Annotated in this window: 24 protein-coding genes and 1 pseudogene; 21 read left to right on the forward strand and 4 right to left on the reverse strand. The window is 68.3% G+C overall.

Going from position 1 to position 22,037, the window contains the following annotated elements; genetic code table 11:
* From ABY44_RS33470 to ABY44_RS33480, 3 genes are all read right to left on the reverse strand, one after another.
* Positions 1-1,632 (reverse strand): FUSC family protein (locus tag ABY44_RS33470; RefSeq protein ID WP_431643364.1); only part of this gene is annotated, 1,632 nt, incomplete at its 3' end.
* Positions 1,613-2,662: a multidrug transporter subunit MdtN gene (gene mdtN / locus ABY44_RS33475; protein WP_059697609.1), complete on the reverse strand. Its 1,050-nt coding sequence runs from the start codon at positions 2,660-2,662 to the stop codon at positions 1,613-1,615. The genes ABY44_RS33470 and mdtN, both read right to left, overlap by 20 nt.
* Complete coding sequence (locus ABY44_RS33480) at positions 2,659-2,952, reverse strand: hypothetical protein (protein WP_060083619.1); 294 nt, start codon at positions 2,950-2,952, stop codon at positions 2,659-2,661. The genes mdtN and ABY44_RS33480 overlap by 4 nt, the downstream gene beginning before the upstream one ends.
* A 567-nt stretch (positions 2,953-3,519) precedes the next feature.
* On the opposite strand from ABY44_RS33480, the gene ABY44_RS33485 reads away from it, so the two are divergent.
* The 7 genes and pseudogenes from ABY44_RS33485 (at position 3,520) to ABY44_RS33515 (ending at position 8,495) form a co-directional block, all read left to right on the forward strand.
* The gene (locus tag ABY44_RS33485) at positions 3,520-4,668 is read left to right on the forward strand and encodes a metallophosphoesterase (RefSeq protein ID WP_060173499.1); all 1,149 of its coding nucleotides are present in this window, start codon (positions 3,520-3,522) and stop codon (positions 4,666-4,668) included.
* Positions 4,669-4,847: 179 nt separating this feature from the next.
* On the forward strand, positions 4,848-5,453 hold the full coding sequence (locus tag ABY44_RS33490; RefSeq protein ID WP_230948734.1) for an alpha-ketoglutarate-dependent dioxygenase AlkB family protein: 606 nt from the start codon (positions 4,848-4,850) through the stop codon (positions 5,451-5,453).
* 342 nt (positions 5,454-5,795) lie between these two features.
* Entirely contained in the window at positions 5,796-6,002 is a 207-nt protein-coding gene (locus ABY44_RS33495; RefSeq protein WP_027789389.1) for a hypothetical protein, read from the forward strand.
* A gap of 328 nt (positions 6,003-6,330) precedes the next feature.
* Positions 6,331-6,495 (forward strand): prepilin-type N-terminal cleavage/methylation domain-containing protein, encoded by a 165-nt coding sequence (locus tag ABY44_RS33500; protein ID WP_230948733.1) that lies wholly within the window; start codon positions 6,331-6,333, stop codon positions 6,493-6,495.
* A pseudogene (locus tag ABY44_RS33505) lies at positions 6,450-6,752 on the forward strand (YbaB/EbfC family DNA-binding protein); the annotation flags it as partial. The gene ABY44_RS33500 and the pseudogene ABY44_RS33505, both read left to right, overlap by 46 nt.
* Positions 6,753-6,853: 101 nt before the next feature.
* Positions 6,854-7,333, forward strand: coding sequence for a type 6 secretion system effector deamidase TecA (gene tecA, locus ABY44_RS33510; protein WP_021161519.1), 480 nt, complete (start codon positions 6,854-6,856; stop codon positions 7,331-7,333).
* 268 nt (positions 7,334-7,601) lie between these two features.
* Positions 7,602-8,495 (forward strand): IclR family transcriptional regulator, encoded by an 894-nt coding sequence (locus tag ABY44_RS33515; protein WP_027789387.1) that lies wholly within the window; start codon positions 7,602-7,604, stop codon positions 8,493-8,495.
* A gap of 102 nt (positions 8,496-8,597) precedes the next feature.
* On the opposite strand, the gene ABY44_RS33520 is transcribed toward ABY44_RS33515, so the two are convergent.
* A complete protein-coding gene (locus tag ABY44_RS33520; RefSeq protein ID WP_060173497.1) occupies positions 8,598-9,677 on the reverse strand; it encodes a porin in 1,080 nt (359 codons plus the stop codon).
* A 24-nt stretch (positions 9,678-9,701) separates the two neighbouring features.
* On the opposite strand from ABY44_RS33520, the gene ABY44_RS33525 reads away from it, so the two are divergent.
* From ABY44_RS33525 to ABY44_RS33590, 14 genes are all read left to right on the forward strand, one after another.
* Entirely contained in the window at positions 9,702-10,028 is a 327-nt protein-coding gene (locus ABY44_RS33525; RefSeq protein ID WP_155637953.1) for a hypothetical protein, read from the forward strand.
* Positions 10,029-10,122: 94 nt separating this feature from the next.
* Positions 10,123-10,440 (forward strand): non-heme iron oxygenase ferredoxin subunit, encoded by a 318-nt coding sequence (locus ABY44_RS33530; protein WP_027789384.1) that lies wholly within the window; start codon positions 10,123-10,125, stop codon positions 10,438-10,440.
* Positions 10,441-10,443: 3 nt separating this feature from the next.
* Positions 10,444-10,755 (forward strand): recombinase-like helix-turn-helix domain-containing protein, encoded by a 312-nt coding sequence (locus ABY44_RS33535; RefSeq protein ID WP_027789383.1) that lies wholly within the window; start codon positions 10,444-10,446, stop codon positions 10,753-10,755.
* A gap of 54 nt (positions 10,756-10,809) precedes the next feature.
* On the forward strand, positions 10,810-11,880 hold the full coding sequence (locus ABY44_RS33540) for an aromatic ring-hydroxylating oxygenase subunit alpha (protein WP_059697603.1): 1,071 nt from the start codon (positions 10,810-10,812) through the stop codon (positions 11,878-11,880).
* The gene (locus ABY44_RS33545; protein ID WP_027789381.1) at positions 11,873-12,643 is read left to right on the forward strand and encodes an SDR family oxidoreductase; all 771 of its coding nucleotides are present in this window, start codon (positions 11,873-11,875) and stop codon (positions 12,641-12,643) included. Before ABY44_RS33540 ends, ABY44_RS33545 begins: the two co-directional genes overlap by 8 nt.
* Positions 12,644-12,676: 33 nt before the next feature.
* On the forward strand, positions 12,677-13,204 hold the full coding sequence (locus ABY44_RS33550; RefSeq protein WP_021161513.1) for a cupin domain-containing protein: 528 nt from the start codon (positions 12,677-12,679) through the stop codon (positions 13,202-13,204).
* A gap of 18 nt (positions 13,205-13,222) precedes the next feature.
* Positions 13,223-14,119 (forward strand): alpha/beta fold hydrolase, encoded by an 897-nt coding sequence (locus tag ABY44_RS33555; RefSeq protein ID WP_048022635.1) that lies wholly within the window; start codon positions 13,223-13,225, stop codon positions 14,117-14,119.
* On the forward strand, positions 14,116-14,973 hold the full coding sequence (locus ABY44_RS33560) for an IclR family transcriptional regulator (protein WP_060173496.1): 858 nt from the start codon (positions 14,116-14,118) through the stop codon (positions 14,971-14,973). Before ABY44_RS33555 ends, ABY44_RS33560 begins: the two co-directional genes overlap by 4 nt.
* Positions 14,970-15,767 (forward strand): SDR family oxidoreductase, encoded by a 798-nt coding sequence (locus ABY44_RS33565; protein WP_048022634.1) that lies wholly within the window; start codon positions 14,970-14,972, stop codon positions 15,765-15,767. Before ABY44_RS33560 ends, ABY44_RS33565 begins: the two co-directional genes overlap by 4 nt.
* Positions 15,760-17,427 (forward strand): thiamine pyrophosphate-binding protein, encoded by a 1,668-nt coding sequence (locus ABY44_RS33570; protein ID WP_060173495.1) that lies wholly within the window; start codon positions 15,760-15,762, stop codon positions 17,425-17,427. Before ABY44_RS33565 ends, ABY44_RS33570 begins: the two co-directional genes overlap by 8 nt.
* Positions 17,420-18,247, forward strand: coding sequence for an aspartate dehydrogenase (locus tag ABY44_RS33575; protein WP_027789376.1), 828 nt, complete (start codon positions 17,420-17,422; stop codon positions 18,245-18,247). The genes ABY44_RS33570 and ABY44_RS33575 overlap by 8 nt, the downstream gene beginning before the upstream one ends.
* 72 nt (positions 18,248-18,319) lie before the next feature.
* Positions 18,320-19,810, forward strand: coding sequence for an aldehyde dehydrogenase (locus ABY44_RS33580; RefSeq protein ID WP_059697594.1), 1,491 nt, complete (start codon positions 18,320-18,322; stop codon positions 19,808-19,810).
* 18 nt (positions 19,811-19,828) lie between these two features.
* Positions 19,829-20,791 (forward strand): VOC family protein, encoded by a 963-nt coding sequence (locus ABY44_RS33585; protein WP_060173494.1) that lies wholly within the window; start codon positions 19,829-19,831, stop codon positions 20,789-20,791.
* Positions 20,788-22,032, forward strand: a complete 1,245-nt coding sequence (locus ABY44_RS33590; protein ID WP_060173493.1) for an NAD(P)/FAD-dependent oxidoreductase — start codon at positions 20,788-20,790, stop codon at positions 22,030-22,032. Before ABY44_RS33585 ends, ABY44_RS33590 begins: the two co-directional genes overlap by 4 nt.
* Positions 22,033-22,037 lie beyond the last annotated feature (5 nt).

Here is a 22,037-nt window from a genome sequence, read left to right on the forward strand (position 1 = left end):
CCGCCACTGGTCCGTCAGCGCGGCGAGCCCGGCGTCGATCTGCTTGCCGATGCTGACGGGCCAGATGCGCGTGAACACGAGATACACGACGACGTTGCCGAGCAGGATGCCGATCGTGCGGTCGCGCGCGATCGTCAGGTCGAAACCGGGGCCGGCGCCCTGGATCACGCACAGGAAAAACGCGAACGCGATCTGGAAGCCCGCGTACGCGATGCGCGGCGAGCCGAATGCGACCCACGCGGCGAGCCAGCCACCGGCGAATACGAGCGCCATCAGATGGCCGACCGACGACAGCGACGGCACGACGAAGACAAGTGCCGCTGTGCCGAGCAGCGCGCCGACGATGCAGCCGAGAATCCGCAGCGTGAGCTTCTCGACCGTCTCGGCCGTCGAACCGAGCGACACGATGTAGCAGGTGACGACGCACGTATGGATGCCCGACCAGTCGAGCTGCGAATACAGCAAATAGCAGAAGATCGCCGCGGCGGTCGTCTTCAGTGCATAGCGGATGTGGTCGGGATTGGTGCGTGCGTCGGGCAGGAAGAAGCCGCCGCGCGGTGCGGGCGGCGCCGCGGCTTCCGCGGCGGCAGGCGTTCCGTGCGCGGCCGCCGGCGTGTTGGCCGCGGCCGCCGGTGCATCCGTCGCGGCTTCGGCCGCTGCGACCGGTTCCGCGAAGCGCGTGATTGCCGCATGGATATCCGTGACGGCGACGCGCGCGAGCGGCGGCAATGTGTCGGCCGGCGGCAGCGTGAGCGTCACGTCGACGGGGTAGCCGCCCTGATCGAGGATGTCGGCCATCTCGTCGAGCGTCGCGGCGATCGGGGTGGCGTACGTGTCGGGCAGGCGCGCGCCCGGTTCGCGATCGGCAAGCGCGACGCCGACGAGCAGCGCGGTGCTCGATGCCACGGCCTGCCGCAACGCCGCGAAGTCGGCGGCGGACGACGAGCCTTCGAGCGTCGACAGCTTGAGCCACGTGAGCAGCTGCTTGTCGCCTTCGTGAAGGCTGGCATCGAATGCGTCGCGCGCCGCATCGTCGCCGCGCAGCCGCTGCGCGGCGAGCCGCAGGCGCTTCGCGAGCTGTGCGTGCGCGAGCTTGCGCGGCGACGGCGCGATCAGCAGGTTGACGACGATCGCGACACCGGCCGGGATCGCGATCGTCAGCCAGATGTACAGCAGCGCGCGCGTCGCGGCTTCGCCGAACGGCGCGAGGCCGAGCTGGTCGAGCCCGAAGCCGACGATCATCGCGAGGATCGCGCCCACCGGGCGCAGCTTGCTGGCGGAAGTCAGGTACAGGAGCGCGACCGACAGCACGGCCATGCACGCGACCCGCAGGATTGAATAGTCGATGCTGAAGATCGCGATGCCAAGCACGAGCCCGATCACGATCGTGACGATCAGCAGCAGCGCGGCCGCGAGCACGACGCTCGTCACGCGGTCGGCACGGATCATGAAGAACACGACGTACGCGGACAGCGCGGCTTCGGGCGTGCCGTATGCGGCCGTCACGAACGCGGTCAGCGCGCAGATCAGTGCGACCCGCGCGGCAATCGACGCGCGCCCCGGAAACGGTGCGAGCAGCCGCAGGACTTCGCGCGGGCCCGGCGAGCGAACCTCAGCGGCAGGCAGTGCCATGCCGGACCTCGACGATCGCGCTGGCACCGACGCGCACGAGCGTGCCGTCGGGTTCGTCGAGCTTCACGCGCACCGGGAAGCGCTGCGCGACGTGCACCCAGTTCACCGAGTTCTGCACGATCGGCAGCGAGCGCGGCAGGTTGATGCGCGCGCTGTCGGCGATGCCGGCGCCGATGCCGACGACCTTGCCCGTCAGCGGGCGGCTGCGGTCGATCATCGAATACACGGTCGCGCAGTCGCCGACCGCGATGCGGCTCAGTGCCGTCTCGCGGAAATTGCCGACCGCGAACCATTCGCGTGCGTCGATCAGCGTGAAGATCGACTGGTTCGGCGCGAGGGTTTCGCCGGCGAGAACGGTCAGGCCCGTCACGAGCCCGTCGTGCGGCGCGCGCACGACGGTGTCTTCGAGCGCATGCTGCGCGCGCGCCAGCGCGGCCTCGCGCGCATGCAGCGTCGCGATCGCGTCGGCTTCGTCGCCGATCGTCTGCGCGGACGCGCGCTGCTGTTCCTGTGCCTGCGTGAGCGACACGGCTGCGTCGCGCTGGCGAACCTTCGCCTGGTCGAACTGCTGCGCGCTGACGTAGCCCTGCGCGGCGAGCGGGGCGAGCCGGTTCACGTCGCGCGTCGCGAGATCGTGGTTCTGCGTCGCGCGCTTGACCTGCTCGGCGGCCACGGCCGCGTTCGAGCGCTCGCCGATCAGCGAACGGCGGCGCGTGTCGAGCGACGCGCGCGCGAGCTCGAGATCGGCCTGCGCCTGCGCAACGGTCAGACGGTACGGCACGGGATCGATCACGTACAGCAGGTCGCCCTTCGCGACGCGCTGGTTTTCATGCACCGCGAGCTGCACGATGCGGCCGCCGACCGGCGACGCGACGTGCACGACGTCCGCGTCGATCGACGCGTCGTCGGTGGACGGGTAGGCCGTCGTGCGGTGGTACGCGTATACGAGTGCGGCGATGCCGAGCGCGACGATCGCGAGGGCGATCACGCGGCCTTTGACGGAGGGGCGGGCGGTGCCGGCGGCCTTCATGCGAACGGCCCCGTGCCGGTGAGCCACACGATCACGGCGACCACGAGCCCGATCGCGGTGCAGACGGCAAGCTGGTAGGGCACCGTGGCGGCCCAGCCGGTCGAGACGAATACGCGGTGCGCGACGATCGCACCGATCACGCCGACGATCGCGCTGACGAGCCAAAGCGGGAAATATGCGCCGAACAGGACGTACGACGGTGCGCCGCGCGATGCGCAGCCCGCGAGCGGCAGGGCTGGCGCAAGGACGGCGGCGACGCGCAAGGGCGCGCGCGGCGTTGTTTTTCTCATGATGTGACGAGCTCGACGGTGGGGGTGGATGCCGGGCGCGGCGCAATGTGGATCGTCGCCGCGACGACGATTCCGGGATACGGAGCCGATAATAAATCAGCGCGATGCGGATCGCCAGCCATCCTTCCTGCTCACCATGGCGGGGCGGTGGCGGTTCAGGGGGCGTGTCCGCATGGCCCGCATCGCGTGTCCGCAACCGGGGGCAACGCAGACCGGGTCGTCGCGATTCTGCCAGTGCGGGCTCGCGTAGGGTTGCTAACGGACTGTAAAGGATCGTCAGACGAACGGAGCGTGGCTGAATTTGCGATGTCGGGAGAGCGGAATCGGTGCGGAAACGGGCGATTGTCGTTCTAACGCGCGGGAATCAGGCTGACCTGGCGGGCCGATGAGGACGCGGTCGCGCGCCGTGCCGGACGGCATCGACGCCAATTCCGGCGACCGGTCGTCGCCGCCGCGATCTGTGTACCATCGTACGCATGGCGCGGCGCGCGGAACGGAGCCTCACGGCCTCGTGCAACGCACGTCGCGGAAGCGTCAAGGCCGTATCGCAACGAAGGTGAACGTTCCATGCGAAGTTTTTTTGTCCGGTTCATTGCAATCGGCGTGTTGTTCCATCTGTACGTCGGGATGCGGATCATTCCCGATGCGTTCGCGTCGCCGGTCGTGCGCACGATCGCGGCGCTCGTGCTGGCGAGCTTCGTCGTGCTGATTCCGGTCGGCATGTTCTCGCGCCGCTTCGACGAAGGCTGGGCCGCGACACTGGTCGGCTGGGCCGGATCGGTCGTGATGGGCTTCTTCTCGTCGCTGCTCCTGCTGACTTTCCTCCGCGAATTCGTGCTGCTCGGCGTGTTTGCATGGCGGCATCTCGGGCACGACGGCGCGTGGCCCGGCGCGGCGACCGGCACGGCGCTCGGCGTGCTGGTCGGTGCGGCGTTCGTTACCGTGGTCGGGTTCGTCGGCGCGCGCCGCACGGCGGCGGTCAAGCGTGTGTCGATCCCGGTCGAGGGGCTGCCGGCGGGGCTCGACGGGCTGACGATCGTGCAACTGTCCGACATCCACGTCGGGCCGACGATCAAGCGGCCCTATGTCGAACGGATCGTGCGCGCGGTCAATGCGCTCGATGCCGACCTCGTCGTCGTGACGGGCGACGTGGTCGACGGCTCGGTCAAGCGCCTGCGCGAGCACACGGCGCCGCTCGGCCGCATGCAGTCGCGGCACGGCAGCTTCCTGGTGACGGGCAACCACGAGTATTACGCAGGCGCGCACGCGTGGATCGACGAATTCCGGCGCATCGGGCTGACGGTGCTGCTCAACGAGCACGTGCTGATCGATCACGACGGCGCGCACGCGGTGCTCGCGGGCGTCACCGACTTCACGGCGGGCGGTTTCGATCCCGCCCATCGCAGCGATCCCGAGCAGGCGCTGGCGGGTGCGCCGCGCGAGGTGGCCACGAAGATCCTGCTCGCGCACCAGCCGCGCAGCGCGGAAGCGGCCAACCGCGCGGGGTTTACCGTGCAGTTGTCGGGGCACACCCACGGCGGCCAGTTCCTGCCGTGGCCGCCGTTCGTGCGATTGCAGCAGCCGGTGATCGGCGGGCTGAGCCGTTTCGGCGATCTGTGGCTCTATACGAGCCGCGGCACCGGATACTGGGGGCCGCCGAACCGCTTCGGCGTGCCGTCAGAGATCACGCTGATCCGGCTGACGCGCGGCGGGTAGCGCACGGTTTCCGTCCGGGGAAAACCATTCGCTGGGCCGGCGCCCGCCCGTCGTCAGCGGGAGCCGGGCGGGCGGCAGCCTGCCTCGTCTGCGAATGACAGCGCATGGCGGCGTGCGATGCCGTTGGCTAGTATGCAGGCATGCACCGTTCGCTCCGCTCATCGCCCGTTCCTCCCGACATGTCGACGCCCGATCTCTTTGCTGACACGCCCGCACCCGACGTGGACTGGTACCCGGACTGGCTGGCGCCGCCCGATGCCGATCGCGCGCTGGCCGCGCTGATCGACGAGGTCGCGTGGCGTCAGGACACGATCCGCACGCCGCGCGGACGCATTCCGTTGCCGCGGCTCACCGCATGGCAGGGCGAGCCGGATGCCGTTTACGTGTATTCGGGGATCCGCAACGTGCCGGCGCCGTGGACACCGGCAGTGTTCGACCTGAAGCGCGCGGTCGAGGCGACGTGCGGCGCGCGTTTCAACAGCGTGCTACTCAACCGCTACCGCAACGGGCTGGACAGCCTCGGCTGGCACGCGGACAACGAGCCCGAGCTTGGCGATGCGCCGGTGATCGCGTCGGTGAGCCTCGGTGCGATGCGCGTGTTCGACCTGCGTCATCGCGCGACCGGTGTCACGCATGCGTATCGCCTCGTGCACGGCAGCCTGCTCGTGATGCGCGGGCGCACGCAGGCCGAATGGCAGCATCGCGTGCCGAAGGCGCCGGGCGTGCAGGGCGAGCGCGTGAACCTGACGTTCCGGCGCGTGATGCCGGCTGGTACGGGCCGGTAACGATCCTCGTCGCCGAGGTGCCCGGATCGCCGGGCGATTCGCGCCCCGGTTCTTTGTGGGGCACGGGCGACCGACACAGGCAAGCGGTCGCGTGTGCGGCACGTTGCCGCACGAATGTCGCGCCGTGCGCCGCGAAACGGTGCTGAGCCCCATCCCATATGGGTTTCAGGTAGATTCGATCGACCGCCCGGTACCGATAGATGAGTGAAACCTCTGATGGTGCGTCGCAACAATCCTTGACTAGACTGTCGAATGGCAGAAGCGCGTCGTATCCCGGCGCGACCCTTTCGACATGCCCCGAGCGTCGCCGATGCGGCGCGCAAGGGGGCAGGAGTAAAACGCGTGACCGTAATCGACCCTTCCTTCGAACCCTCGCTGCACGTCTTTGAACAAGACGGCGGATGGCAATGGGCGCTGACGGTGAAGCGGGCGACCGGCGTCGGCGTGAAAGTCGTTGCGTTCAGCCGGGAAGGCTTTCGCGGCGAGGCCGAGGCTTATGCCGCCGGCCAGCTTGCCCGCGCCGAGTATGACGCCGCCGTGACGGCCTGACGCCGTCGCGGCGATCCCGCCCGAGGATCGCCTTCACCGCTCACCACCCGCTGCCGGGTGTTTCTTTCGATCGCTTCCCGTTTTCCATCCGTTTACCCGCCCGCCGGGCCGCGTTGTGCCGTGCCCGTCGCGCGACAGCGGATGCGGCGCGCCCGGGTGCCTGTCCGTCCGGGCTGCCCGCGCCAAATGGTCCGTACCATTCGACACGTGTGTGCCATACGCGGCGCTTGACGTCCGTGCACGGCGTCCGTCGCGCCGGCGATGCGGCTGCGTGCCGCGATCGGAACGCCGGACGCCGGACGACGATCCATCGACAAGAATGCCGGTCATGTGCGACGACAGAACCGACTACAACCGCCATGCGCGCGGCGGATCGCGCACGGCGCGGACGCCGCAACGGGGATTCACGCTGATCGAGTTGCTGATCGCGCTGGCGCTGGGTGCCGTGATGCGCGCGATCGGCTGCACCGCCATCTCGAGGCGCGCGTGCTGAACGCGAGCGCCGCCGCGCCGCCGCCCGCGATCGTCGTGCGCGCGTGGATCGGCCCGAACGGCGCCGTCACGCGTGTCGAATTCGCGTCGCTCGGCGATCCCGATGCAGACGCGACACTGCGGCAACTGCTTACGGCCGGCCCGCTGGCGGAACTGCCGCCGCCCGACATGCTGCAGCCGTTGCGCGTGCGCCTGCGGCTCGCGCCGAATCCCGATGCGGCCGCTGCCGCGCCGGCATCGGCCGCCCGCATGCCGTGACGCCCGGGCCGGAATGCGGGCGTGGCCGGATATCGTAATAGCATATGACGTTATTGCGTCAGCAGGACGATGACGTCCTGCTTCTTCACGAGGAGCCACCCATGCAACTGAGCCAGTTAGGCGGGCACGTCGCCCAATCCGGTTTCGCCGAACGGCAGAAGCACGCGCAGGCGCTGATGTTCGGCATGGCTGACATCAACGAATACGTGTCCGGCGGCGTCTGCTATGACGCCGCGGCCTATGTCCGGTATCTGCTGCGCAGTGACGCGATGATCGCGCCCGGTGCGCTGCTCGACACGATCGGCCAGCACTGGCGGACCCGCTTCAACTTCGAGACCGGCGGCGAGTGGGACGGGCGCGCGAGCATTCCGGCCGGAACCGCGGTCGGCTTCTCGCGGGGCGGCACCGTTTTTCATGCCGCGATCGCCGTCGGCGGCAGCCGGATCCGGGCGATCAACGGGGGCCGCCTGGGCAGCGGCTGGATGTACGCGGTCGACCTTGCGCGGGTGCTCGAGCCGGACGCGGCCGGCGGATTCACGTATGACCGCGCGAACATCCGGGTTCACCTGTCGCGCCTGTAGGCGGCGCGGCTTCGGCTGCCACGCCGGCCGCCGCGCGCCGCGCCCACAGCCGGCATCGCGTCGTCCGGCGATTTCCGCATGGCGCCGCGCTGTCCATCGCTGCTATCCTCTCGACCGTGAATGACTATTCGTGGGGCCGTGGAAGCGCATGCCGCGCCGCGGCGATTCACGCGGGTGCGAGCCCGCGTGCGCGCCGGGCTCGCATGGCCGCCTGTCCACGACGATCCATGACCCGTTTCGTGATTGATTTCCTTCCGTCCATGTCCACATGGTCAAGACAACGATGAGCGACGCGCCTGAATCCGCGGCGCCCGGCGACGACGAATCGTCCGGCGGCGCATCGTCCTACCTGGTGCCGGGGCTCGAACGCGGGCTGCGGATCCTCGCCGAATTCTCCGCGCGCGAGCCCGTGCTCGGCGCGCCCGAGTTGTCGAAGCGCATCGGCATTCCGCGCACGACCACGTTCCGCCTGCTGCAGACGCTCGAAGCGCTCGGTTTCCTCGAGCGCGTGAACGGCGACCGTTATTTCCGGCTCGGCGTCGGCGTGCTGCGGCTCGGCTTCGAATACCTGAATTCGCTCGAACTGACCGATCTCGGCACGCCCGTGCTCGAGCGGCTGCGCGATACGACGGGGCTGTCGACGCATCTGCTGATCCGCGACCAGCGCGACGTCGTGTTCGTCGCGAAGGCGCAGAGCAACGCGTCGATGTTCGGTTCGGTGAAGGTGCACGTCGGCACGCGCCTGCCCGCGCATGCGACCGTGCATGGCCACGTGTTGATGGGCGACCTGACGCGCGACGCACTGCGCCAGCTCTATCCGGAAAAGCGGCTCGAGCAGTTCACCGAGCGCACGCCGGGCACCGTCGACGAACTGTACGAGCGTGTGCGCCATTACGCGCGGCTCGGTTATGCGGTCAGCGAGGCGGCGTTCGAGAGCGGCATTTCAGCGGTCACGGCGCCCGTGCGAGATCATTCGGGCTCGATCGTCGCGGCGATCACCGCGACGGTGCCGCGCTCGGAGATCGGCGAGGCCGGCGAGAAGGAGCGGCTCGTCGAAGCCGTGTGCGGCGCGGCGGTCGACCTGTCCCAGCGCCTGAACTATCGTCCGCTCGAAAGCGACCCGACGTTCGCGCACGCGCGCCACAAGGTCGCGATGTTCTGACGCCGACTTGTCGGGCGGGCCGCCGCACGCGGCACCGCAATCAAAAAACGAGGGGCCCGCGGGCCCCTCATTTCATTTCAGGTACCGACTGCCTGACGCCGTTCAGAACGAGTGGTGGATCCCGGTGAGCACGACCACCTGGTTCGCGGTGCTCGACACGCCGGCCGTGAAGAACGCGGCCTTTGCGCCGCCCGAACCGTGCTCGTACAGCACGTTCGCATAGAGTTGCGTGCGCTTCGACAGCGAATAGATGTCGCCGAGTTCGACCTGCGTCCAGCGGCGGCCGGCCAGCGTCGTGGTTGCTGCGCCGCCCGCGATCGTGTTGAACGCGCTGCTGCGATAGTTCACGCCCGCGTCGTAGCTCTGGAACGTGTCCGAATAGCCGTTCGACTGCATTTTCGTGCGCGTGTACAGGCCATGCACGAGGAAGTCGCCGAACTGGTAGGACGCGCCCGCGCCGATGTTCTCGACCTTGTTCGCGATGTAGCCGTTCGCGGTGTTCTGCCCCTGGAACGACGTAATGCCGGTCGTGCCGATCAGGATCGAGCGATCGTGCTCGCTCGAGTACACGGCCGACGCCTTGAACGGCCCGTTCGCGTAGTTCAGCGCGACGCCGACCGACTTGCCGGTCGAGAAGTTCGTCGTGTTGCCGAGCGCCATCGTGGCGGCGGCCGAGAAGCCCGCGAAGGTCGGCGAACGATACTTGACCGCGTTGTTGTACGGCACGTTGCCGGTCGCGGCGAGCCCGTCGATGTTGCCGGGGTGGAACGCATACCAGCTCATCGCGAGGTAGGCCGTGCTGAGCGGATCGAGATAGTCGAACGACAGCGGCGTCTGGCGGCCGAGCGTCAGCGTGCCGTAGCGTTCCGAGCTGAGGCCGACGAAGGCCGCGCGGTTCCAGATCGTGTTCGCGGTCGCGAACTGGCCGTTGTTCGTATAGAAGCCGTTTTCGAGCTGGAAGATCGCCGACAGGCCGTCGCCGAGGTCTTCCTTGCCCTTCAGGCCCCACCGGTCGGGCTGCGTATTGCCCTGGATCATCGCCCATTTCGCATGGCCGCCGACGTTGTTCACGTACGCGACCCCCGCATCCATGCTGCCGTACAGCACCACGCTGCTCTGCGCCCACGCGCCCGACACGGCGCCCAATCCGATCACTGTTGCTGCTACCGCATGCTTGACCATTTGATCTCCTGAATCTCCAACCTGATGAAAACGTGCCGTGGCGGCCTGCGCGGGAACGGCCTGCCGTTGCGCGTCTTCGCCATCGAGCGGGCATTCTTTATGTTCCATACAAGGAACAATGTGCCTCTGATGGAATGGAGTATAGGGGCGTCGAGCGCCGTATCAAAAATAATTTTTTCGGGACGGATGGAATCCGTGCCGCTGCCCGGTTGCGGTGCACGACGCCCGAAAAAAGGCGGTAAATGCCCGCCGCACAACAAAAAATTACATTTGGCAAGGCAGGCGGAAGCGACTGCCGACCCGATGGTCGGTGTTTTCCCTAGGGCGTGCAGCTTTTTGTTTTACTCGTGAAAAGTCGCTCCTATAATCACCATCCATAAACTGATGTTCCGGGTATGGAACAAATAGGAACAAACCGAGAGTCGATCAGAAGGAAGGGTGTGAGATGTCTGAACAATGGATTTGCGCCGGGCACGCCGGCGCGCTGTCGGAAGACACGCCGATCGAGTTCAAGCGGACCGACGGCGTCGAAATCGGGATCTACCGCGTCGGCGACGACGTGTATGCGCTCGAGAACGTGTGCCCGCATGCGTACGCGCTGCTGACGCAGGGGTTCGTCGACGAAGGCACGGTCGAATGCCCGCTGCACGAGGCCGTGTTCGACATCAGGACGGGCGAATGCCTGAAGGGTCCGGGCGGGCGCGCGCTGAAGCAGTACGCGGTGCGCCTTGCCGGCGAGGAAATCCAGATCAAGGTGGAGTAACCGATGAAAGAAGCGACCGTCAACTTCAATCCCTTCCTGAAGCCGTGGGTGGCGCCGCAGCCGAACAACGTCGCGGGCAAGGGGCAGATCGAGATCCCCGGCCAGGTCGAGAACCAGGTCTGGCAGAACCGCAAGGCCGCCCCGACCCAGTACGAAAACGACCTCGGCGATGCGCTCGAACGCGTGTTCGAAGCCGGCGCGACCGAGCTGGACGATGTCGTCGCGGGCCTGAACCGCATCGGCTTCCGCGCACCGGACGGCACCGCGTGGACCGCCGAGCGTTTCCGCGCCGAAATGGCCTCGCTCGCGGAATGACCGCGCCGAGCGCGTGACCGCCGACCCGACGACAACCGCATCCGGAGCACACTGATGACGTCCCCCGTACAACACGCAGTCCAACACGACCCGGTCCGTGACTATCTCGACCGTGGCATCAAGAACTACTGGTATCCCGTCGCGCCGAGCTGGCAGGTGTCGAACGCACCCGTCGGCCTCACGCGCCTGTCCGAGCAGATCGTGCTGTGGCGCGATCACGAGGGCAAGGTTCACGCACTCGAAGATCGCTGCCCGCACCGCGGCGCACGCCTGTCGCTCGGCTGGAACCTCGGCGGCAACATCGCGTGCTGGTATCACGGCATCGAAGTCGACGGCGGCGGCACGGTCAACCGCGTGCCGGCCGTGTCGAACTGTCCGCTCGAAGGTACGAAGTGCGTGAAGTCCTATCCGGTCGAGGAGAAGGCCGGCGCGATCTTCCTGTGGTTCGGCGACGAAGCGCACGGCGAGCCGGCGCCGCTGAACCTGCCGGAAGAACTGGTCGCCGACGAATACGGCCACTTCCTGTGCGTATCGAACTGGAAGTGCAATTACCAGTACGCGATCGACAACGTGATGGACCCGATGCACGGCGCGTACCTGCACGCGACGTCGCATTCGATGGCCGAAGGCGACAAGCAGGCCGACATGCGCGTGCGCAAGACGGAAACGGGCTTGATGTTCGAGAAGATCGGCCAGCGCGACGTGAACTTCGACTGGGTCGAGCTCGGCGAAACGGGCTGCCTGTGGATGCGCCTCGCGATTCCGTACAAGCAGAAGTTCGGCCCCGGCGGCAACTTCGGGATCATCGGCTTCGCGACGCCGGTCGACGGCGACAACTGCCAGGTCTATTTCTGGCGCACGCGCAAGGTCAGCGGCTGGCAGCGCGACGTGTGGCGCTTCATGTACCGCAACCGCCTCGAGGGCCTGCACTGGGACGTGCTCGAGCAGGACCGCTACGTCCTCGAAAGCCTCGCGCCGCACGCGCGCGATCACGAATACCTGTACCAGCACGACGTCGGCATCACGCGCGTGCGCCGGATGCTGCGCCAGCGTGCGCAGGAGCATCTTTCCGCGCTCGACGCGCATCGCGCGGCGCAGGCCGCGGCGGAGCCCTCGAATGGCTGAGCTCGCTCCGGTCGTGTCGCTGCCGGGGCGCCGCGTGCTCGTCACGGGCGGCGCGCGCGGGCTGGGCGCGGCGTTCGTGAAGGCGCTGGTCGCGGCGGGTGCGCAGGTTGCGTTCGGCGACGTGCTCGCCGAAGAGGGCCGCGCGCTGGCCGCGCAGCTCACGCAGGCCGGCCACACCGCGTTTTTCTTCACGCTCGACCTGGCCGATCCGGCGAGCGTCGACGCATTCGTCGCGCAGGGCGCGGCGGCGCTCGGCGGCATCGATGCGCTGATCAACAACGCGGCGATCACGAACTCGGGCGGCAAATTGTCGACGGAGCTCGACGTGTCGACCTGGGACGCGGTGATGAACGTGAACGTGCGCGGCGTGTGGCTCGTCAGCAATGCGGCGCTGCCGCACCTCGCGCAGTCGGGTCGCGGCGCGATCGTGAACCTCGCATCGGACACCGCGCTGTGGGGCGCGCCGAAGCTGCTCGCGTACGTCGCGAGCAAGGGCGCGGTGATCGCGATGACGCACGCGCAGGCACGCGAGTTCGGCGCGCACGGCGTGACGGTCAATGCGATCGCGCCGGGGCTGACGGAAGTCGAGGCGACGGCCTACGTGCCGGCCGAGCGCCACGCGTTCTACATGCAGGGCCGCGCATTGACGCGCGCGCAGGTGCCCGACGACGTGACGGGCCCCGTGCTGTTCCTGCTGTCGGACGGCGCGCGCTTCGTGACGGGTCAACTGCTGCCGGTGAACGGCGGCTTCGTAATGAATTGAATTGAAGTTTTCACTCTGATGAAGGAGAGGACGATGGCGGACGCCGATCTCGAACGCAAGTCGTGGGACCAGCCGGAAGGCGCAAGCTTCAACGACTGGATGGAAGGGCGCGTTGCTCGCTACGCGACGCGGCGCTACGACTGGGACGCACTGAAGTTCCAGGCCGACTACGACCCGAAGTACCGCCGCGCGCAGATGCGCTACGTCGGCACGGGCGGCACGGGCGTCGCGAAGGACGTCAACACGGTGCCGGCCGGCAACTTCACGTTCTCGACGATGGTCATCCCGGCCGGCAACATCGGCCCGAGCCACATCCACATCGACGTGGAAGAGATCTTCTTCGTGCTGCGCGGCAAGATGAAGGTGATCTGCGAGCGCGACGGCGAGACGTGGGAAGCGATCCTCGGCGAGCGCGACCTGATCTCGGTGCCGCCGGGCGTGTATCGCACGGAAATCAACATCGGCGAGGAAGATGCGCTGATGTGCGTGATGCTCGGTTCGCCGAAGCCGGTCACGCCGACGTATCCGCCCGATTCGCCGCTCGCGAAGATCAAGCGCTGAGACGGGACGGGTGAAGCAATGAGTGTCATCGACAAACGTGAGCGCGACCGCACCGCGGCGTTCGCCGCGTTGCTCGGGCAGTTTCCCGAGCAGCGTTGCGCGGCCGGCGCGGCGGGCACGATCGGTTACCGTGAGGCCGGCGCGCAGCATGCGGGCCGTGCGCTGCCCGTCGTGCTGCTGCACGGCATCGGCTCGGGCGCCGCATCGTGGGTCAGCCAGCTCGACACGCTCGGCGCATCGCGGCGCGTGCTCGCGTGGGACGCGCCCGGTTACGGCGTGTCGACGCCCGTGCACGGCGCGTCGCCGGCCGCCGCCGATTACGCGGCATCGCTGAACGCGTGGCTCGAGGCACTCGGCATCGAACGCTGCGTGCTGGTCGGCCATTCGCTCGGCGCGATCGTCGCGGGTGGTCTCGCCCGCGTGATGCCTGCGCGGATCGCCGGCCTGCTGCTGGTGTCGCCCGCGGGCGGCTACGGCAGCGCACCGGCCGAAACGCGCGAATCGCGCCGCGACGCGCGGCTCGCGATGCTCGCCGAACTCGGCCCGGCCGGGCTCGCCGAGCAGCGCAGCGGCAACATGCTGTCCGGTTTCGCGAACGAGGAGGCACGTGCGTGGGTGCGCTGGAACATGGCGCGCATCGTGCCGGCCGGCTACGCGCAGGCCACGCATCTGCTCGCGAACGCCGATCTCGCGGCCGATCTCGCCGGCTTTCGCGGTCGCACGGCCGTGGCCGTCGGCGCGAACGACGCGATCACGCCGCCCGCCGCGTGCGAGCGGATCGCCGCGGCCGCGCACGTCGGGCTGCAGGTGATTCCGCAAGCCGGTCATGCCGGTTATGTCGAGGCTCCGGCCGTCTATTCCGCACTGATCGACTCGTTCTGCCGTCAGTGCGACCAACAGCGGGGGCTGGCATGAACGAACCGCTGCAACGACCCGCACCCGAAAACGACAAGGCCGAAGCCAGCTACGTGGTGCCGGGCCTCGAACGCGGGCTGCGGATCCTCGCCGAATTCTCGCCGCGCGAGCCCGTGCTCGGTGCGCCCGAGTTGTCGAAGCGGCTCGGCATTCCGCGCACGACGGTGTTCCGCCTGCTGCAGACGCTCGAATCGCTCGGCTTCCTCGAGCGCGCGGACAAGGATCGCAACTACAAGCTCGGCATCGCCGTGCTGCGGCTCGGCTTCGAATACCTGAGCTCGCTGGAGCTGACCGATCTCGGCCTGCCCGTGATCGAGAGCCTGCGCGACGCCACCGGCTTCACGACGCACATCGTGATCCGCGACGGCCGCGACGTGGTGTTCGTCGCAAAGGCGCAGAGCCAGTCGCCGGTGTTCAGCTCGATCCGCGTGAACGTCGGCACGCGCTTGCCCGCGCATGCGACGACACACGGCCACGTGCTGATGGGCGACCTGTCGCTGAAGGAACTGCATGCGCTCTATCCGGAAGGCACGCTGAACCGGATGACGAACGCGACACCGGAAACGGTCGACGCACTGTACGAAGTGATCCGCGAGGATGCGCTGCGCGGCTACGGCGTCAGCAATTCGTCGTTCGAGCGCGGCATCTCGGTGGTCACGGCGCCGGTGCGCAACGAGACGCAGAAGATCGTCGCGTGCATCACGGTGACGGTGCCGCGGCCGGAGATCGACGCGGCGCTGATCGCCGACGGGCTGATCGACAAGGTGCAGCGCGCGGCGGCGGAATTGTCGCGGCGGCTCAATTACCGCTCGGATGACGAGCACACGTTTATGAAAGCATTAGGACTCCGATGATCCAGATCGATCTGACCGGGCAGGTGGCGGTGGTGACGGGCGGTTCGTCCGGCATCGGCCTCGCGACCGCCGAACGGTTCCTGCAGGCAGGCGCATCGGTCGCGATTTGCGGCCGCGACGGCGAGCGCCTGGCGCGCGCCGAGGCGATGCTCAACGAAAAATACCCGGGCGCGCAACTGCTCGCCGCCCGCTGCAACGTGCTCGACGAGCATGACGTCGCCGCGTTCGCGCAAGCGGTGTCCGCACGCTTCGGCCGCGCCGACATGCTGGTCAACAACGCCGGCCAGGGTCGCGTGTCGACCTTCGCGGACACGACCGACGACGCGTGGCGCGACGAACTCGAACTGAAGTATTTCAGCATCATCCGCCCGACGCGCGCGTTCCTGCCGCTGCTGCGCGATGCGCAGGCGCCGACGATCACCTGCGTGAACTCGCTGCTCGCACTGCAGCCGGAGCCGCACATGGTGGCGACGTCGTCGGCGCGCGCGGGCGTGCTGAGCCTCGTGAAGTCGCTCGCGAACGAACTCGCGCCGCAGCGCATCCGCGTGAACTCGATCCTGATCGGCATCGTCGAGTCGGGCCAGTGGCGCCGCCGTTACGAAGCGCAGGCGCAGGCCGGCGAAAGCTGGGAGGACTGGACGGGCGCGATCGCCCGCACGAAGCACATTCCGCTGAACCGCTTCGGCAAGCCCGACGAGGCAGCCTGGGCACTTTTTTATCTCGCAACGCATCTGTCGTCCTACACGACGGGCAGCCATATCGACGTTTCTGGAGGCTTTGCACGCCATGTCTGAAAAAACCACGGTTGGCGAGCTGATTGCCGCCTTTCTCGAGCAGTGCGGCGTGAAGACCGCATTCGGTGTCATCTCGATCCACAACATGCCGATCCTCGACGCGATCAACTCGCGCGGCAACATCCGGTACGTCGGCGCACGCGGCGAAGCCGGCGCATTGAACATGGCCGACGGCCTGGCCCGCGTGTCGGGCGGCCTCGGCGTCGCGTTCACGAGCACGGGGACGGCGGCAGGCAACGCGGCGGGCGCGATGGTCGAGGCGCTGACGGCAGGCACCGCGCTGCTGCACGTCACGGGGCAGATCGAGACGCCGTATCTCGACCAGGATCTCGCGTATATCCACGAAGCGCCGGATCAACTGTCGATGCTGGACTCGATCTCGAAAGCCGCCTTCCGCGTGCGCACCGTCGAAACCGTGCTGCCGACGATCCGCGAAGCCGTGCGCGTCGCGCAGACGGCGCCGACGGGCCCGGTGTCGGTCGAGATTCCGATCGACATCCAGGCAGCTGAAATCGAATGGCCGGAAGACCTCGCACCGGCGCACGTCACGGTGCGCGAGCACGATTCCGCACGCGTCGCGAAGCTCGCCGACGCCCTCGCGGCGAAGCGCCGCCCGCTGCTGTGGCTCGGCGGCGGCGCGCGCCATGCACGCGCGGAAGTCGAGCGCCTCGTGAAGCTCGGCTTCGGCGTCGTGACGAGCGTGCAGGGCCGTGGCGTGCTGCCGGAGGATCACCCGGCGACGCTCGGCGCGTTCAACGTGCACGCGTCCGTCGAAGCGTTCTACAAGACTTGCGACGCGCTCGTCGTCGTCGGTTCGCGCCTGCGCGGCAACGAAACGCTGAAGTACAAGCTCGCGCTGCCGCAGCCGCTGTTCCGCGTCGATGCCGAGGCACTCGCCGACAACCGCGGCTATCGCAACGAGCTGTTCGTGCATGGCGATTCGAAGCGCGTGCTGGCCGAGCTGGCCGACCGGCTCGAAGGCCGCCTGTCGGTCGATCCGCAGTTCGCGGCCGATCTCGCGGCAGCCCGCGAGCAGGCGGTGGCCGACGTGTCGAAGGGCCTCGGGCCGTACAAGAAGCTGGTCGACACGCTGCAGGGGGCGGTCGGCCGCGACTACAACTGGGTGCGCGACGTGACGATCTCGAACAGCACGTGGGGCAACCGGCTGCTGAAGATCTTCGAGCCGCGCTCGGGCGTGCATGCGCTCGGCGGCGGCATCGGCCAGGGCATCCAGATGGGCATCGGCGCGGCGCTCGCGGGCGCGGCGGCCAAGACGGTCTGCCTGGTCGGCGACGGCGGGCTGATGGTCAACGTCGGCGAGCTCGTGACGGCCGTGCAGGAGAACGCGAACGTGATGATCGTGCTGATGAACGACCAGTGCTACGGCGTGATCCGCAATATCCAGGACGCGCACTACGGCGGCCGCCGCTGCTTCGTGCAACTGCACCAACCCGATTTCGCGCAGTTCTGCGCGAGCTTCGGCCTCACGCACTACCGGATCACGTCGCTCGACGACGCCGAGGCGATCGTGCGCGAAGGGATGGCCAAGGAAGGGCCGGTGATGGTCGAGGTCGACATGCTGTCGGTCGGCTCGTTCGCATCGCAGTTCGCGGGCCCCCCGGTGAAGAAGGAAGCGCCGACGGAGCGCCAGTATGCTTAACGGGCAAAAGCGGGCCCACGCCCCCGTCGACGTCGCGATGATCGGCTTCGGTGCGATCGGCGCGGCCGTGTACCACGCGGTCGAGCACGATGCGTCGCTGCGCATCGCGCACGTGATCGTGCCGGAACACCAGCGCGCGGCGGTGCAGGGCGTGCTGGGCGGCGCGGTGGAGGTCGTGTCGTCGGTCGACGCACTGGCCCGCCGCCCCGAGTTCGCGCTCGAATGCGCGGGCCACAGCGCGCTCGTCGATCACGTCGTGCCGCTGCTGAAGGCCGGCACCGACTGCGCGGTCGCGTCGATCGGCGCGCTGTCCGACCTCGCGCTGCTCGACGTGCTCGCGCAGGCGGCCGACGAAGGCGACGCGACGGTCACGCTGCTGTCCGGCGCGATCGGCGGCATCGACGCGCTGGCCTCGGCGAAGCAGGGCGGCCTCGACGAAGTGCTGTACGTGGGCCGCAAGCCGCCGCTCGGCTGGCTCGGCACGCCCGCCGAGGAGATGTGCGACCTGCGTGCGATGACCGCGGAAAAGGTGATCTTCGAAGGCACCGCACGCGACGCCGCGCGCCTGTATCCGAAGAACGCGAACGTCGCGGCCACCGTGGCGCTCGCGGGCCTCGGCCTCGACGCGACGCACGTGCGCCTGATCGCCGATCCGGCGGTCGAGCGCAACGTGCACCGCATCACCGCGCGCGGCGCATTCGGCGAGATGTCGCTGGAAATGAGCGGCAAGCCGCTGCCCGACAACCCGAAGACGTCCGCGCTGACGGCGTACAGCGCGATCCGCGCGCTGCGCAACCGCGCGGCCCGCTGCGTGATCTGACCGGGCCATTGAATGTCCGCCCGCGCCACCGCGGGGGCGGACGTGCAGAGACAGATTTGTGGGACTTGTGACATGACTCCTTTCGATACGAGCCTCGTGCCCGACGGCAACATCCTGATCGGCGGCGAATGGCGGCGCGGCCGTGGCGCGCCTTACGCGAGCATCTATCCGGCCGACCAGTCGCTGAACATGGAAGTGTCGACGGCGAACGCGGAAGACGCGGCCGAAGCCGTCGTGGCCGCCGACGCCGCCTGGCGCCGCGCCGACTGGGCCGGGCTGAAGCCGCACCTGCGCGCGCAGGTGCTGTACCGCATCGCCGACCTGATCATGCAGCGCCACGAGGCGCTCGCGAACCTGCAGCGCCGCGACAACGGCAAGCCGATCGGCGAGACGCGCGTGCTGGTGGCGAGCGCGGCGAACACGTTCCGCTATTTCGCGGCGTGCCTCGAAACGCTCGACGAGGAACTGACGCCGTCGCGCGGCGACTACCTGACGATGAGCGTGCACGAGCCGATCGGCGTGATCGCGGCGATCACGCCGTGGAATTCGCCGATCGCGTCCGACGCGCAAAAGCTCGCGCCGGCGCTCGCCGGCGGCAATGCGGTGGTGCTCAAGCCGGCCGAGGTCACGCCGCTCGTGTCGCTCGCGCTGGCCCGCATCTGCGAGGAAGCCGGCGTGCCGAAGGGCGTGCTGAGCGTGCTGCCGGGCAAGGGCTCGGTGATCGGCGACGTGCTTGTGCGTCATCCGCTCGTGAAGAAGGTGTCGTTCACGGGTGGCACGGAAGTCGGGCGCGGCATCGCACGCATCGCGGCGGAAAAGCTGATGCCCGTGTCGCTCGAACTCGGCGGCAAGTCGCCGACGATCGTATGCGACGACGCCGATCTCGATCATGCAGTGAACGGCGTGCTGTACGGCATCTTCAGCTCGTCGGGCGAAGCGTGCATCGCGGGTTCGCGGCTGTTCGTGCAGCGCGCGGTGTACGACGAATTCATGAAGCGCCTGGTCGCGGGCGCACGCAAGCTGCGCGTGGGCGACCCGACGCGCCCCGACACGCAGATGGGGCCGCTGATCACCGCGAAGCATCGCGAGTCGGTGGAGCGCTACGTGGCGCTCGGCCTCGAGGAAGGCGGCCGCCTGCTGTGCGGCGGCGAGCGGCCGTCGGGCGACGGTCGCGAGAACGGCTTCTTCTATCAGCCGACGATTCTCGAAGGCCTGCCGAACAGCGCACGCATCTGCCAGGAAGAAATCTTCGGCCCCGTGCTCGTCGCGATGCCGTTCGACGACGAAGCGTCGCTGATCGCGCAGGCGAACGACAGCGTGTTCGGCCTGGCCGCCGGCATCTGGACGCGCGACTACAAGCGCGCATGGCGCATCGCGCGCGCGCTGGAGACGGGCACCGTCTGGATCAACACGTACAAGCTGTTCTCGATCTCCACGCCGTTCTCGGGCTGGAAGGAGAGCGGGATGGGCCGCGAGAAGGGGCGTCTCGGCATCCGCGAGTACATGCAGCAGAAGAGCCTCTACTGGGGCTTGAACGACGCGCCGCTGCCGTGGGCGAACTGAGCGAAGGGGAAAAACGCAATGAGCATTCTGGGAATCGAGCAGATCACGTACGGGGTCGACGATCTCGCCACCTGCCGGCGCTTTTTCGCCGACTGGGGGCTGAAGGAAGTCGAGCACGACGACACGCAGGCGCGCTTCGAGACGTTGAACGGCTGCACCGTGCTGGTCGTCAAGGCCGACGACCCGGCGCTGCCGCCCGCGTTCGAAGCGGGCCCGACGCTGCGTGAAGTCACGTGGGGCGTCGCGACGCAGCAGGAACTCGACGCGCTGCGCGGCAAGTTTGCAGGCCAGCCCGGCTTTTATGCGCGGAAGGATGCGTTCGGTTGCACCGACCCGAACGGGATGGCGATCCGCATCGAAGTCACGCGCAAGCGCGCACTCGACATCACGGGCTCGCCGTCGAACGTGTGGGGCCGGGCGCTGCGCGTCGACCAGCCGAGCCCGATCTATGCGCGTGCGGAGCCGGTCGAGGTCGGGCATGTCGTGTTCTTCACGAACTGCCTCGACGCGCAGGAAAAGTTCTATCACGAGCTGCTGGGCTTCGAGACGTCCGACCGCTACCCGGGCCGCGGCGCGTTCATGCGCTGCGCGCCGCACGGCGGCCACCACGACCTGTTCCTGCTCGCGCTGCCGAACGGAAAACGCGGCCTGAACCACGTCGCGTTCACCGTGCGCGACATCCACGAAGTGTTCGGCGGCGGCCTGCACATCGACCGCTGCGGCTGGGAAACGCAACTCGGCCCGGGGCGTCATCCGGTGTCGTCCGCGTACTTCTGGTACTTCCAGAACCCGGCCGGCGGCCTGATCGAGTACTACGCGGACGAAGACATGCTGACGCCCGAGTGGCAGCCGCGCGAATTCGAACCGGGCCCGACCGTGTTCGCCGAATGGGCCGTCGACGGCGGCCTCGACGGTAACACGCGCCGGCAGAAGCACGCGAAGGCGCCGGAAGGCAAGTTCATGACGGAGCGCAAATCGTGAGCGAAGAGAACGCACAGGCGCACGCCGCGCCGGGCACGGTCGTCGTGATCGGCGGCGGCCAGGCCGCCGGCTGGGTGCTGAAGACGCTGCGCGCGGAAGGTTTTGCGGGCCGTCTCGTGATGATCGCCGACGAGCCGCATCTGCCGTACGAGCGGCCGCCGCTGTCGAAGGCCGTGCTGGCCGGCGACGCCGACATCGAAACCGTGCGCGTCGTGCGTCCCGACGAATTCGACGCGCTGAACGTCGAGGCGTGGCAGCCGGAACGCGCCGCATCGATCGACCGTGCGCGCCGCGTGGTGCGTACCGAAAGTGGCCGCGAGATCGAATACGACCGCCTCGTGATCGCGACCGGCGGCACGTCGCGCCGCCTGCCGGACGCGCTCGTGAAGACGCCGAACCTGCATTACCTGCGCACGCTCGATGAAGCGGCCGCACTCGGCGAGAAGCTGCGCGCGAGCCGGCGCGTGCTCGTGATCGGCGGCGGCTGGATCGGCCTCGAAGTCGCGGCGACCGCGCGCAAGCTCGGCGTCGAGGCGGTCGTGGTCGAAGGCGCGCCGCGGCTGTGCGGCCGCTCGGTGCCGCAGGTCGTGTCGGATTTCCTGCTCGACCTGCATCGCGCGAACGGCGTCGACGTCCGGCTCGGCGCGGCGCTCGCGTCGCTCGACGCCCAGCCGGACGACGCGTCGAAGGTACGCGCGACGCTCGCCGACGGCACGACGATCGACGCCGATTTCGCGGTGGCCGGCATCGGTCTCGCGTTGAACGCGTCGCTCGCGCGCGACGCGGGGCTGGCGATCGACGACGGCATCGTCGTCGACGAATTCGGCGCGACGAGCGACCCGGCGATCTTCGCGTGCGGCGACGTCGCGAACCATCACAACGGCTGGCTGAAGCGGCGCGTGCGGCTCGAATCGTGGGCCAATGCGCAGAACCAGGCGATCGCGGCCGCGAAGGCCGTGCTGGGCGTGCGCGCACCGTACGCGGAAATTCCGTGGTTCTGGTCGGATCAGTACGACGTGAACCTGCAGATCCTCGGCGATCTGCCGGCCGATGCGCAGCTCGTCGTGCGCGGCGAGCTTGCCGCGCGACGCGCGACGCTGTTTTTCGTGGGCGAAGGGCATGTGAGAGGTGTCATCGCCGTGAACAACGCGCGTGAGCTGAAGCTCGCGCGCAAGTGGATGAACCAGGGCCGGGCAGTGGATACGGAAGCGCTGGCAGACACGAGCAAGACACTGGCCTGACCGGG

Source organism: Burkholderia sp. ZZQ-2 (genome assembly GCF_050768715.1).
Taxonomy (GTDB): Bacteria; Pseudomonadota; Gammaproteobacteria; order Burkholderiales; family Burkholderiaceae; genus Burkholderia; species Burkholderia cepacia.

Excerpts from the sequence above, each read along its gene's own strand:
- mdtN (WP_059697609.1), bottom strand. The coding sequence starts at position 2,662 with ATGAAGGCCGCCGGCACCGCCCGCCCCTCCGTCAAAGGCCGCGTGATC.
- ABY44_RS33480 (WP_060083619.1), bottom strand. The coding sequence starts at position 2,952 with ATGAGAAAAACAACGCCGCGCGCGCCCTTGCGCGTCGCCGCCGTCCTT.
- ABY44_RS33485 (WP_060173499.1), top strand. The coding sequence starts at position 3,520 with ATGCGAAGTTTTTTTGTCCGGTTCATTGCAATCGGCGTGTTGTTCCAT.
- ABY44_RS33490 (WP_230948734.1), top strand. The coding sequence starts at position 4,848 with ATGTCGACGCCCGATCTCTTTGCTGACACGCCCGCACCCGACGTGGAC.
- ABY44_RS33500 (WP_230948733.1), top strand. The coding sequence starts at position 6,331 with ATGTGCGACGACAGAACCGACTACAACCGCCATGCGCGCGGCGGATCG.
- tecA (WP_021161519.1), top strand. The coding sequence starts at position 6,854 with ATGCAACTGAGCCAGTTAGGCGGGCACGTCGCCCAATCCGGTTTCGCC.
- ABY44_RS33515 (WP_027789387.1), top strand. The coding sequence starts at position 7,602 with ATGGTCAAGACAACGATGAGCGACGCGCCTGAATCCGCGGCGCCCGGC.
- ABY44_RS33520 (WP_060173497.1), bottom strand. The coding sequence starts at position 9,677 with ATGGTCAAGCATGCGGTAGCAGCAACAGTGATCGGATTGGGCGCCGTG.
- ABY44_RS33525 (WP_155637953.1), top strand. The coding sequence starts at position 9,702 with ATGAAAACGTGCCGTGGCGGCCTGCGCGGGAACGGCCTGCCGTTGCGC.
- ABY44_RS33530 (WP_027789384.1), top strand. The coding sequence starts at position 10,123 with ATGTCTGAACAATGGATTTGCGCCGGGCACGCCGGCGCGCTGTCGGAA.
- ABY44_RS33535 (WP_027789383.1), top strand. The coding sequence starts at position 10,444 with ATGAAAGAAGCGACCGTCAACTTCAATCCCTTCCTGAAGCCGTGGGTG.
- ABY44_RS33540 (WP_059697603.1), top strand. The coding sequence starts at position 10,810 with ATGACGTCCCCCGTACAACACGCAGTCCAACACGACCCGGTCCGTGAC.
- ABY44_RS33545 (WP_027789381.1), top strand. The coding sequence starts at position 11,873 with ATGGCTGAGCTCGCTCCGGTCGTGTCGCTGCCGGGGCGCCGCGTGCTC.
- ABY44_RS33550 (WP_021161513.1), top strand. The coding sequence starts at position 12,677 with ATGGCGGACGCCGATCTCGAACGCAAGTCGTGGGACCAGCCGGAAGGC.
- ABY44_RS33555 (WP_048022635.1), top strand. The coding sequence starts at position 13,223 with ATGAGTGTCATCGACAAACGTGAGCGCGACCGCACCGCGGCGTTCGCC.
- ABY44_RS33560 (WP_060173496.1), top strand. The coding sequence starts at position 14,116 with ATGAACGAACCGCTGCAACGACCCGCACCCGAAAACGACAAGGCCGAA.
- ABY44_RS33565 (WP_048022634.1), top strand. The coding sequence starts at position 14,970 with ATGATCCAGATCGATCTGACCGGGCAGGTGGCGGTGGTGACGGGCGGT.
- ABY44_RS33570 (WP_060173495.1), top strand. The coding sequence starts at position 15,760 with ATGTCTGAAAAAACCACGGTTGGCGAGCTGATTGCCGCCTTTCTCGAG.
- ABY44_RS33575 (WP_027789376.1), top strand. The coding sequence starts at position 17,420 with ATGCTTAACGGGCAAAAGCGGGCCCACGCCCCCGTCGACGTCGCGATG.
- ABY44_RS33580 (WP_059697594.1), top strand. The coding sequence starts at position 18,320 with ATGACTCCTTTCGATACGAGCCTCGTGCCCGACGGCAACATCCTGATC.
- ABY44_RS33585 (WP_060173494.1), top strand. The coding sequence starts at position 19,829 with ATGAGCATTCTGGGAATCGAGCAGATCACGTACGGGGTCGACGATCTC.